The sequence below is a fragment of the Mycolicibacter senuensis genome (genome assembly GCF_002101885.1).
Taxonomy (GTDB): Bacteria; Actinomycetota; Actinomycetes; order Mycobacteriales; family Mycobacteriaceae; genus Mycobacterium; species Mycobacterium senuense.
On sequence record NZ_LQPS01000043.1, the window covers coordinates 544,184 to 555,993 of the forward strand.

The following is an 11,810-nucleotide window of genomic DNA, read 5'->3' on the forward strand; positions in this document are numbered from 1 at the left end:
CGCCCCAGCCGGCACGGCCACGCCGGGCGGGGTGTTAGGCTACCCGGCAGTTCAGACATCCTTTAACGATCCGTCCCGCGAGGCGGAGAAGGAGGTCCAGCGGTTTCGCATGGGCGCTGCCGGTAATTCCAGCACCGACCGGGAATTGATGTCCTCGGCGGATGTGGGTCGCACGATCTCTCGTATCGCGCATCAGATCATCGAGAAAACCGCCTTGGACGAGGTCCGTGGCGCCGATGACCCCGATGCGCCCCGGGTGGTGCTGCTGGGTATTCCGACCCGCGGAGTCACCCTGGCCGATCGCCTGGCCGCCAAGATCAGCGAATTCTGCGGGGTCGAGGTCGGGCACGGCGCCCTGGACATCACGCTGTACCGCGACGACCTGATGCGCCAGCCGCCGCGTCCGCTGGAATCCACCACGATCCCGGCCGGCGGCATCGACGATGCCTGCGTGATCCTGGTCGACGACGTGCTCTACGCCGGCCGGTCGGTGCGGGCCGCCCTCGATGCGCTGCGCGATGTGGGCCGGCCCCGGGTCGTGCAACTGGCGGTGCTGGTCGACCGGGGCCACCGCGAGTTGCCGGTGCGCGCCGACTACGTCGGCAAGAACGTGCCGACCTCCCGCGGTGAGAGCGTGCACGTGCTGCTGGCCGAACACGACGGCCGTGACGCGGTGGTGATCACTCGATGACCGCCCGGCACCTGCTGGCGGCCGGCGATCTGGGCCGCGACGAGGCCACCGCGATCCTCGACGACGCCGACCGGTTCGCCCAAGCTCTGGTCGGCCGCGAGGTCAAGAAGCTGCCCACGCTGCGCGGACGCACCGTGATCACCATGTTCTACGAGAACTCCACCCGAACCCGGGTCTCGTTCGAGGTGGCCGGCAAGTGGATGAGCGCCGACGTGGTCAACGTGTCCGCATCGGGATCGTCGGTGGGCAAAGGGGAGTCGCTGCGCGACACCGCGCTGACCTTGCGTGCCGCCGGTGCCGACGCCCTGGTCATCCGGCATCCGGCGTCCGGTGCTGCGCAGTTGCTCGCCGAGTGGACCGCAGGCGACGAGGGAGGCGGTCCGCGGGTGATCAACGCCGGCGACGGCACCCATGAGCACCCGACCCAGGCGTTGCTGGATGCGCTGACGCTGCGGCAGCGGCTCGGGGCGATCGAGGGCCGCCGCGTGGTGATCGTCGGCGACGTCGTGCACAGCCGGGTGGCCCGCTCCAACGTGCGACTGCTGGCGACGCTGGGCGCCGAGGTGGTGCTGGTGGCCCCGCCGACGTTGTTGCCGGTCGGGGTGGCCGACTGGCCGGTGGCGGTGAGCCACGACTTGGACGCCGAGCTGCCGGCCGCCGACGCGGTGCTGATGCTGCGGGTGCAGGCCGAGCGGATGACCGGGGGGTTCTTCCCATCGGCGCGCGAATACTCGGTGCGCTACGGATTGAGCGAGAAGCGCCGGGCCGTGCTGGCCGAGGACGCGGTGGTGTTGCACCCCGGGCCGATGCTGCGCGGGATGGAGATCGCCTCATCGGTCGCGGACTCGTCGCAATCGGCGGTGCTGCAACAGGTTTCCAACGGGGTACACGTGCGGATGGCGGTGCTGTTCCACCTGCTGGTGGGCAACGCCGCCGCCGGGCCGGCCGGAGAGGACGAAGCGCCGTGAGCGTGCTGATCCGCGGGGTGCGGTGTTACGGCGAGGGCGACCGGGTCGACGTGCTGGTGCAAGACGGCCAGATCGCCGAGATCGGTGCGGGCCTCGGCGCCCCGGCCGGATGCGACGTCCTCGACGCACCCGGTCAGGTGCTGCTGCCCGGCTTCGTGGACCTGCACACCCACCTACGCGAACCGGGTCGCGAATACACCGAGGACATCGAAACCGGGTCGGCCGCTGCGGCACTCGGCGGCTACACCGCGGTGTTCGCGATGGCCAACACCGATCCGGTCGCCGACTCCCCGGTGGTCACCGACCACGTCTGGCAGCGCGGCCAGCAGGTCGGCCTGGTCGACGTGCACCCGGTCGGCGCGGTCACCGTCGGATTGGGCGGGACGCAACTGACCGAAATGGGCATGATGGCCGCGGGCACCGCAGGTGTTCGGATGTTCTCCGACGACGGGGTCTGCGTGGCCGACCCGCTGGTGATGCGTCGCGCACTGGAGTACGCCACCGGCCTGGGGGTGCTGATCGCCCAGCACGCCGAGGAGCCCCGGCTGACCGTCGGCTCGGTCGCCCACGAGGGGCCCAACGCCGCCCGGCTGGGACTGGCCGGTTGGCCGCGCGTGGCCGAGGAGTCGATCGTCGCTCGGGACGCCCTGCTGGCCCGCGACGCCGGCGCCCGCCTGCACATCTGTCACGCCTCCACCGCCGGAACCGTGGAACTGCTCAAATGGGCCAAGGCGCAAGGCATCTCGGTGACCGCCGAAGTCACCCCGCATCACCTGATGCTCGATGACAGCCGGCTGGCCGACTACGACGGCAGGAACCGGGTCAACCCGCCGCTACGGGAGGCCGCCGATGCCGCCGCGCTGCGCCGGGCACTGGCCGACGGCGTCATCGACTGTGTGGCCACCGACCATGCTCCGCACGCCGAACACGAGAAGGCCTGCGAGTTCGCCGTCGCCCGGCCCGGCATGCTCGGGCTGGAGACAGCGCTGTCGGTGGTGGTGGCGACCATGGTGGCGCCCGGGCTGCTCAGCTGGCGCGACGTGGCCCGGGTGATGAGCGAACGGCCCGCGCAGATCGTCGGGCTGCCCGACCAGGGCCGGCCGCTGGAGGTGGGCGAACCGGCCAATCTGACCGTGGTCGACCCCGAAGCGAGCTGGGTGGTAGCCGGCGACCGGCTGGCCAGCCGGTCGGCCAACACCCCGTATGAGGCCATGACGCTGCCGGCCGCCGTCACCGCGACGCTGCTGCGCGGCCGGGTGACCGCCCGGGACGGGAAGAGCCCGGCATGAACACGCCCACGATGGTCGCGTCGCTGATCTTCGCGGTCGTGCTGGTGCTGGTGATCGGATGGTTGATCCGGTTGATGATGCGCGGCTGGCGCCGGCGCGGGCAGCTGCAGGAGACCCTGATCGGCACGCTGCCGGCGGTGCCCGACATGGTGGGCCCGCCGATCGTGGCAGCCACCCGCGGTCACTACCTGGGCTGCACGCTCGCGCCGAAGTGGAACGACCGGGTGGTGACCGGCGACCTGGGTTATCGCACCAAGGCGGTGCTGACCCGCTACCCGGAGGGAATCATGGTGCAGCGCAGCGGCGCCCGGCCGATCTGGATTCCGCAGGATGCCATCCTGGCGGTCCGCACCGAACGCGGTATCGCCGGCCGCGCCATCCCGACCCGAGCCCACGACGGGGTGCTGGCGATTCGCTGGCGGCTGCCGTCGGGCACCGAGATCGACACCGGCTTCCGCGCTGATGACCGTTCCGAACACACCCGCTGGCTGGAAGGCGACAACACATGAACCCGCGCGCGGTGCTGGTTTTGGAAGACGGCCGGATCTTCACCGGACGGCCGTTCGGGGCCGTGGGGCAGAGCCTGGGCGAGGCGGTGTTCTCCACCGCCATGTCCGGCTACCAGGAGACCTTGACCGACCCCAGCTACCACCGGCAGATCCTGGTGGCCACCGCCCCGCAGATCGGCAACACCGGCTGGAATCGCGAGGACAGTGAGAGCCGCGACGAGAAGATCTGGGTGGCCGGCTACGTGGTTCGCGACCCCTCGCCGCGCGCCTCGAACTGGCGGGCCTCCGGAACCCTCGACGAGGAACTGGTGAGTCAGGGCACCGTCGGGGTGGCCGGCGTGGACACCCGCACCGTGGTGCGGCATCTGCGCAACCACGGCGCGATGAAGGCCGGGGTGTTCTCCGGCGATGCCCTGGCCGCACCCGAGGAGTTGGTGAGCCGGGTCCGTGAGCAGCCCTCGATGCTCGGCGCCGACCTTGCCGGACAGGTCAGCACCGATACCGCGTATGTTGTGGAGCCCGCCGGGGCGCACCGGTTCACGGTGGCCGCGCTGGATCTCGGCATCAAGATCAATACACCGCGCAACTTCACCCGGCGCGGCATCCGCTGCCATGTGCTGCCGTCGTCGGTGGACTTCGCCGCGCTCGCCGAGCTCAAGCCCGACGGAGTGTTCTTGTCCAACGGGCCCGGGGACCCGGCGACCGCGGACCGGTTGGTGGCGCTGACCCGCGAGGTGATCGGCGCCGGAATCCCGCTGTTCGGGATCTGTTTCGGTAACCAGATCCTGGGCCGGGCCCTGGGCCTGAACACCTACAAGATGAAGTTCGGGCACCGCGGCATCAACATCCCGGTGATCGACCACGCCACCGGGCGGGTCGCGGTGACCGCGCAGAATCACGGCTTCGCCCTCGAGGGAGAAGCCGGGGCGGTCTTCGACACCGACTTCGGACCGGCGGTGGTCAGCCACACCTGCGCCAACGACGGGGTGGTCGAGGGTGTGAAACTCGCCGACGGCCGGGCCTTCTCGGTGCAATACCATCCCGAGGCCGCGGCCGGACCGCACGACGCGGGAGACCTGTTCGACCAGTTCGTCGACCTGATGGAGACCAAGTAATGCCGCGCCGGGAAGACATCAACCACGTGCTGGTGATCGGATCCGGGCCGATCGTGATCGGCCAGGCCTGTGAGTTCGACTACTCCGGCACCCAGGCGTGCCGGGTGCTCAAGGCCGAGGGCCTGCAGGTGAGCCTGGTCAACTCCAACCCGGCCACGATCATGACCGACCCCGAGTACGCCGACCACACCTACGTCGAGCCCATCACCTGGGAGTTCGTCGAGAAGGTGCTCGCCCAGCAGGCCGAGCGCGGCAACAAGATCGACGCCCTGTTGGCCACGCTGGGCGGCCAGACCGCGCTGAACACCGCCGTGGCGCTGCACGAGCACGGGGTGCTGGAACGCTACGGCGTCGAGTTGATCGGCGCCGACTTCGAGGCCATCCAGCGCGGTGAGGACCGTCAGCAGTTCAAGGACATCGTCGCCCGGGTCGGCGGCGAGTCGGCCCGCTCCCGGGTCTGCTACACCATGGCCGAGGTGGAGGAGACCGTCGCCGAACTCGGCCTGCCGGTCGTGGTCCGGCCCTCCTTCACCATGGGCGGCCTGGGCTCCGGTCTGGCCGAAAGCCTCGACGAGGTCGCCCGGATGGCCGGCGACGGCCTGGCCGCCTCGCCGACGGCCAACGTGCTGATCGAGGAATCCATCTACGGCTGGAAGGAATTCGAGCTCGAGCTGATGCGCGACGGCAACGACAACGTCGTCGTGGTGTGCTCGATCGAGAACGTGGACCCGATGGGGGTGCACACCGGCGACTCGGTGACCGTCGCCCCGGCGATGACCCTGACCGACCGGGAATACCAGGCCATGCGTGACCTGGGCATCGCGATCCTGCGCGAGGTCGGCGTGGACACCGGCGGCTGCAACATCCAGTTCGCGGTCAACCCGCAAGACGGCCGGCTCATCGTGATCGAGATGAACCCGCGGGTATCGCGGTCGTCGGCGCTGGCGTCGAAGGCCACCGGTTTCCCGATCGCCAAGATCGCCGCCAAGTTGGCCATCGGCTACACCCTCGACGAGATCGTCAACGACATCACCAAGGAGACCCCGGCCTGTTTCGAGCCGGCGCTGGACTACGTCGTGGTCAAGGCGCCGCGGTTCGCGTTCGAGAAGTTCCCCGGCGCCGACCCCCGCCTGACCACCACGATGAAGTCGGTGGGCGAGGCGATGTCGTTGGGCCGCAACTTCATCGAATCTCTCGGCAAGGTGATGCGCTCGCTGGAGACCGATCGTTCCGGGTTCTGGACCCAACCGGATCCCCAGGACGACACAGCCGGCGCCGCCCTCGACCGGTTGCGGGTGCCCACCGAGGGCCGGCTCTACGACATCGAGCTGGCGTTGCGACTGGGCGCGAGCGTCGAGCAGGTTGCCGAGGCCTCCGGGGTGGACCCCTGGTTCGTCGAGCAGATCAACGGCCTGGTGGAGTTGCGCGCCGAGGTGATCGACACCCCGGTGCTCGACGCCGACCTGCTGCGCCGCTGCAAGTACAGCGGCCTGTCGGACCATCAGATCGCCGCGTTGCGGCCGGAACTGGCCGGCGAGGACGGCGTGCGGCTGCTGCGATCCCGGTTGGGGATCCACCCGGTGTTCAAGACCGTCGACACCTGCGCGGCGGAGTTCGAATCCAAAACGCCGTACCACTACAGCACTTTCGAGCTCGACCCGGCCGCCGAGACCGAGGTGGCCGTCCAAGACACCAAACCCAAGGTGCTCATCTTAGGCTCCGGGCCGAACCGGATCGGTCAGGGCATCGAGTTCGACTACAGCTGCGTGCACGCGGCGATCACGCTGAGCCAGGCCGGATTCGAGACCGTGATGGTCAACTGCAACCCCGAGACCGTCTCCACCGACTACGACACCGCCGACCGGCTCTACTTCGAACCGCTGACCTTCGAGGACGTGCTCGAGGTCTACTACGCCGAACAGCAGTCCGGTCTGGGCGGTCCCGGTGTGGTGGGTGTCATCGTTCAGCTGGGCGGTCAGACACCGTTGCGGCTGGCGCAGCGACTCGCCGACGCCGGCGTGCCCATCGTGGGAACCACCCCGGAGGCCATCGACCTGGCCGAGGACCGCGGCGCCTTCGGCGACGTGCTGACCTCCGCCGGGCTGCCCGCCCCGCGCTACGGCACCGCGACCACCTTCGACCAGGCCCGCCGGATCGCCGCCGACATCGGCTACCCGGTGCTGGTGCGGCCGTCCTACGTGCTGGGCGGCCGCGGCATGGAGATCGTCTACGACGAAGAGACGTTGCGCGGCTACATCACCCGGGCAGCGCTGCTCTCCCCGGAGCATCCGGTGCTGGTCGACCGCTTCCTGGAGGACGCCATCGAGATCGATGTCGACGCGCTGTGCGACGGCACCGAGGTCTACATCGGCGGGATCATGGAGCACATCGAGGAGGCGGGCATCCACTCCGGCGACTCGGCGTGCGCGCTGCCACCGGTGACGCTGGGCCGCAGCGACATCGAGAAGGTGCGCCGCGCCACCGAGGCCATCGCCCACGGCGTCGGCGTGGTGGGACTGCTCAACGTGCAGTTCGCCCTCAAAGACGATGTGCTCTATGTGCTGGAGGCCAACCCACGGGCCAGTCGGACGGTGCCGTTCGTGTCCAAGGCCACCGCGGTGCCGCTGGCGAAGGCCTGCGCGCGGGTCATGCTGGGCGCCACCATCGCCGGCCTGCGGACCGAGGGGCTGTTGGCGGCCTCCGGCGACGGTGCCAGCGTCGGGCCGCACGCCCCGATCGCGGTCAAGGAGGCGGTGTTGCCCTTCCACCGCTTCCGCCGCGCCGACGGCTCGGGCATCGATTCGCTGCTGGGCCCCGAGATGAAGTCCACCGGTGAGGTGATGGGCATCGACCGGGACTTCGGCACCGCGTTCGCCAAGAGCCAGACCGCCGCCTACGGTTCGCTGCCCGCCGACGGCACGGTTTTCGTCTCGGTGGCCAACCACGACAAGCGTTCACTGGTCTTTCCGGTCAAACGGCTGGCCGACCTGGGCTTCCGGGTGCTGGCGACCGAGGGCACCGCGGAGATGCTGCGCCGCAACGGTATTCCGTGCGACGTGGTGCGCAAGAATTTCGAGGAGCCGAGCCCCGATCGTCCGGTTCTGACGGCGGTGGACGCGATCCGGGCCGGTGAGGTCGACCTGGTGATCAACACCCCCTACGGCAATTCCGGTCCGCGCGTGGACGGCTACGAGATCCGCGCGGCCGCGGTGGGGGTGAACATCCCGTGCGTGACCACCGTGCAGGGCGCCGCCGCGGCGGTGCAGGGCATCGAGGCCGGGATCCGCGGTGACATCGGGGTGCGCTCGCTGCAGGAGTTGCACAGCACGCTCGGCGGGCACTAGTGGTTCCGGGGTCCGCGGCGTTTGGCACTCGGCTGGCCGAGGCCACGGCGGCTCGCGGGCCGCTGTGCCTGGGTATCGACCCGCACCCCGAACTGCTGACCGCCTGGGGTCTGCCGGCGACGCCGGACGGGCTGGCGGCATTCAGCGAGGCCTGCGTCGCGGCGTTCGCCGGGTTCGCCGTCGTCAAGCCGCAGGTGGCGTTCTTCGAGGCCTACGGCTCGGCCGGTTACGCCGTGCTGGAGCGCACCATCGCGGCCCTTCGTGAGGCCGGTGTGCTGGTACTGGCCGACGCCAAACGGGGCGACATCGGTTCGACGATGGCTGCCTACGCCGCGGCCTGGGCCGGGGAGTCACCGTTGGCCGCCGACGCGGTCACCGCCTCGCCGTACCTGGGTTTCGGCTCCCTGCAGCCGCTGCTGGAAACCGCCACCGCATACCGGCGCGGCGTGTTCGTGCTGGCCGCCACCTCCAATCCGGAGGGGGCCGCGGTGCAGCGCGCCCGGGCCGGCGACCGCACGGTGGCGCAGTCGATCGTCGATGCGGCCGCTGAGGCGAATCGGGCCGGAGGGGCCGGACCGCGGCTCGGCTCGATCGGGGTGGTCGTCGGCGCCACGCTGCGCGAGGTGCCCGACCTGAGTGCCCTCGGCGGCCCGGTGCTGATACCGGGCATCGGGGCACAAGGTGGGCGCCCCGACGAGCTGGCCGGGCTGGGCGGCGCCGCCCCGGGAACGCTGCTACCGGCGGTCTCCCGCGAGGTGCTGCGGGCCGGTCCCGAGGTCGCGGCGCTGCGGGCCGCAGCCGAACGGATGCGCGACGCCGTCGGCTATCTGGGCGCCGGGTAATGGTCCGGGGCGGGCTCTCGGCAGCGGCGGATGACGTCGTACCGGAAACGCGCCGTCCCCGACTCGGCGAGCGGTTTCGACACGCCCGACACGCCGTGAGGTGCGAATTCAATACCGCCGGCTTCCAGTCGCCCCCCGAGCGGCACCGCCGCAGCCGGCCGCACCACCGGAACGAGCCGATGAACCAGCCGATAACACCAGGTCACAGTGGGTTTTCCGGACGGGAGCGGGCCGGTCTGCCGAGGGCCGGGACCGGTCCGCGGAGGGCCGGCCGAGCAGGGCCCAACCGCGACGTCGTGGCCCCACAAGCTGGGCATTTGTGGCCGGAAACGGGGGGTGGGGTTAGATTTCGTCAGACGGCGTGGGTACGGTCGTCGTCTCTGGCGGGAGTACCCGGCCGGGACATGGAAAACATCGACGTTGTCGATGATGACGAGACGGAGGAATCGTGGCCCTTCCCCAGTTGACCGACGAGCAGCGCGCCGCCGCGTTGGAGAAGGCGGCGGCCGCACGTCGGGCCCGAGCGGAGCTCAAGGACCGGCTCAAGCGTGGCGGCACCAATCTCAAGCAGGTGCTCAAGGACGCCGAGAGCGACGAGGTCCTGGGCAAGATGAAGGTTTCCGCGCTGCTGGAGGCGTTGCCGAAGGTCGGCAAGGTCAAGGCGCAGGAGATCATGACCGAGCTGGAGATCGCCCCCACCCGCCGGCTGCGCGGCCTGGGCGACCGGCAGCGCAAGGCGCTGCTGGAGAAGTTCGACTTCTCCTGACCCGTCGGTGAATGCCGGTGGAGGGCCGGACAGCCGACACGCGGGACGCGTGGTGGTGCTGTCCGGCCCATCGGCGGTCGGTAAGTCGAGCTTGGTCCGGTGCCTGCGGGAACGGGTACCGGACCTGTATTTCAGCGTGTCGGCTACCACCCGGGCGCCGCGTCCCGGGGAGGTCGACGGGGTCGACTACCGGTTCGTGACGCCGGGGGAGTTCGAGCGGCTGATCGAGACCGACGCGCTGCTGGAGTGGGCCGATATCCACGGTGGCCTGCAGCGATCCGGAACCCCGGCGGCTCCGGTGGCCGAGGCGACCCGAGCCGGCCGGCCGGTGCTGATCGAAGTCGACCTGGCTGGGGCCCGAGCCATCAAGAAGGCCCTGCCGGAGGCCGTCACGGTGTTTCTGGCGCCGCCGGATTGGGACACGCTGCAGTCCAGACTGGTCGGGCGCGGTACCGAATCCGCGGAGGTCATGGAACGTCGGCTGGCCACCGCGCGCACCGAGTTGGCCGCGCAAGCAGACTTCGACACGGTCGTGGTCAACGCTCGATTGGAAACCGCCTGCTCAGAATTGGTATCCTTGCTGGTGGATACCGCACCGGGCGCGGTGTGATCGGCCCGGATATCGCCAACAGCTTCACCCCAAGCCCCTAAATCGCCAGGAGATTGTCTTACGTGAGTACCTCGCAGGCCGACGCGGCCACCCTTTCGGCGGCCACCGACGCCGAATTCGACCCGGCGCTGATCGGTGGCTACGACACGCCGCTGGGCATCACCAACCCGCCCATCGACGAACTGCTGCAGCGGGCGTCGAGCAAGTACGCCCTGGTGATCTACGCGGCCAAGCGCGCGCGGCAGATCAACGACTACTACAACCAACTCGGCGAGGGCATCCTCGAGTACGTCGGGCCGCTGGTCGAGCCCGGCCTGCAGGAGAAGCCGCTGTCGATCGCGATGCGCGAGATCCACGGCGACCTGCTCGAATACACCGAAGGCGAGTAACAGAGGCCGAGACGGGACGGGTCGGTAGCCGTGGAGCACAAGCGAATCGTCGTCGGTGTCTCCGGTGGGATCGCCGCCTACAAGGCGTGCACGGTGGTCCGGCAGCTGGCCGAGGCCGGCCACTCGGTCCGGGTCGTACCGACCGAGTCCGCACTGCGGTTCGTCGGGGCCGCCACCTTCGAGGCGCTGAGCGGCCGGCCGGTGTACACCGGCGTCTTCGATGACGTTCCGCAGGTTCCGCACGTTGCCATCGGCCAACAGGCCGACCTGGTGGTGGTGGCGCCGGCCACCGCGGACCTGTTGGCCCGCGCGGTCGCCGGCCGCGCCGACGACCTGCTGACCGCCACCTTGCTCACCGCCCGCTGCCCGGTGCTGTTCGCCCCGGCGATGCACACCGAGATGTGGCAGCATCCGGCGACCGTGGCCAATGTGGCCACCCTGCGCGAACGCGGCGCGGTGGTGCTCGAACCCGCGTCGGGCCGGCTGACCGGCGCCGACACCGGACCCGGGCGGCTGCCCGAGGCCGAGGAGATCAACACCATCGCCTCGCTGTTGTTGGAGCGGGCCGACGCGCTGCCCTACGACCTGGCGGGGCGCAAGGTGCTGGTGACCGCCGGAGGTACCCGCGAGCCGGTCGACCCGGTCCGGTTCATCGGCAACCGCAGTTCGGGCAAGCAGGGCTACGCGGTGGCCCGGGTGGCCGCCCAGCGTGGCGCCGAGGTCACCCTGATCGCCGCCCACGCCGCCGGACTGATCGACCCGGCCGGGGTGCATGTGGTGCGCGTCAGTTCCGCCCAGCAACTGCAGGACGCGGTGACCAAGCACGCCCCCGAGGCGCAGGTGCTGGTGATGGCCGCCGCGGTGGCCGACTTCCGCCCCGCCCGGACGGCGCAGGCGAAGATCAAGAAGGGCCCGGACAACCGGGGGGACCCGACCATCGAACTGGTCCGCAACGACGACGTGCTGGCCGGCGCGGTTCGCGCCCGGGCCGACGGGCAGTTGCCCAACATGCGGGCCATCGTCGGCTTCGCCGCCGAAACCGGAGATGAGAACGGCGACGTGCTGTTCCACGCCCGGGCGAAGCTGCAGCGCAAGGGATGCGATCTGCTGGTGGTCAACGCCGTCGGGGAGGGCAGGGCCTTCGAGGTAGACCACAACGACGGCTGGCTGCTGGCCGCCGACGGGACCGAGTCCGCCCTGGATCCCGGATCCAAGACCCTGATGGCCAGCCGGATCGTGGATGCGGTGGTGGCGTTCCTGGACGGCCGTGCCTAGCGTCGCCGTCGG

Annotated in this window: 11 protein-coding genes; all 11 read left to right on the plus strand. The window is 70.2% G+C overall.

Annotated elements, in window-relative coordinates:
* The first annotated feature begins 109 nt into the window (after positions 1-109).
* The 11 genes from pyrR (at position 110) to coaBC (ending at position 11,798) form a co-directional block, all read left to right on the plus strand.
* Positions 110-691 (plus strand): bifunctional pyr operon transcriptional regulator/uracil phosphoribosyltransferase PyrR, encoded by a 582-nt coding sequence (gene pyrR, locus AWC24_RS17045; RefSeq protein ID WP_085086881.1) that lies wholly within the window; start codon positions 110-112, stop codon positions 689-691.
* Positions 688-1,659, plus strand: a complete 972-nt coding sequence (locus AWC24_RS17050; RefSeq protein WP_085086883.1) for an aspartate carbamoyltransferase catalytic subunit — start codon at positions 688-690, stop codon at positions 1,657-1,659. Before pyrR ends, AWC24_RS17050 begins: the two co-directional genes overlap by 4 nt.
* A complete protein-coding gene (locus AWC24_RS17055; protein WP_085086885.1) occupies positions 1,656-2,948 on the plus strand; it encodes a dihydroorotase in 1,293 nt (430 codons plus the stop codon). The genes AWC24_RS17050 and AWC24_RS17055 overlap by 4 nt, the downstream gene beginning before the upstream one ends.
* Complete coding sequence (locus tag AWC24_RS17060) at positions 2,945-3,457, plus strand: PH-like domain-containing protein (RefSeq protein WP_085086887.1); 513 nt, start codon at positions 2,945-2,947, stop codon at positions 3,455-3,457. Before AWC24_RS17055 ends, AWC24_RS17060 begins: the two co-directional genes overlap by 4 nt.
* Positions 3,454-4,572 (plus strand): glutamine-hydrolyzing carbamoyl-phosphate synthase small subunit, encoded by a 1,119-nt coding sequence (carA, locus tag AWC24_RS17065; protein ID WP_085086889.1) that lies wholly within the window; start codon positions 3,454-3,456, stop codon positions 4,570-4,572. The genes AWC24_RS17060 and carA overlap by 4 nt, the downstream gene beginning before the upstream one ends.
* Positions 4,572-7,916, plus strand: a complete 3,345-nt coding sequence (gene carB, locus AWC24_RS17070; RefSeq protein WP_085086891.1) for a carbamoyl-phosphate synthase large subunit — start codon at positions 4,572-4,574, stop codon at positions 7,914-7,916. Before carA ends, carB begins: the two co-directional genes overlap by 1 nt.
* Positions 7,916-8,758, plus strand: coding sequence for an orotidine-5'-phosphate decarboxylase (gene pyrF, locus AWC24_RS17075; protein WP_085086893.1), 843 nt, complete (start codon positions 7,916-7,918; stop codon positions 8,756-8,758). Before carB ends, pyrF begins: the two co-directional genes overlap by 1 nt.
* Positions 8,759-9,206: 448 nt before the next feature.
* A complete protein-coding gene (gene mihF, locus AWC24_RS17080; protein WP_085086895.1) occupies positions 9,207-9,524 on the plus strand; it encodes an integration host factor, actinobacterial type in 318 nt (105 codons plus the stop codon).
* Between the two features lie 7 nt (positions 9,525-9,531).
* Positions 9,532-10,134 (plus strand): guanylate kinase, encoded by a 603-nt coding sequence (gene gmk, locus AWC24_RS17085; RefSeq protein ID WP_085086897.1) that lies wholly within the window; start codon positions 9,532-9,534, stop codon positions 10,132-10,134.
* A 62-nt stretch (positions 10,135-10,196) separates the two neighbouring features.
* Positions 10,197-10,523 (plus strand): DNA-directed RNA polymerase subunit omega, encoded by a 327-nt coding sequence (gene rpoZ, locus AWC24_RS17090; RefSeq protein ID WP_085086899.1) that lies wholly within the window; start codon positions 10,197-10,199, stop codon positions 10,521-10,523.
* Positions 10,524-10,553: 30 nt separating this feature from the next.
* A complete protein-coding gene (coaBC, locus tag AWC24_RS17095; protein WP_085086901.1) occupies positions 10,554-11,798 on the plus strand; it encodes a bifunctional phosphopantothenoylcysteine decarboxylase/phosphopantothenate--cysteine ligase CoaBC in 1,245 nt (414 codons plus the stop codon).
* Positions 11,799-11,810 lie beyond the last annotated feature (12 nt).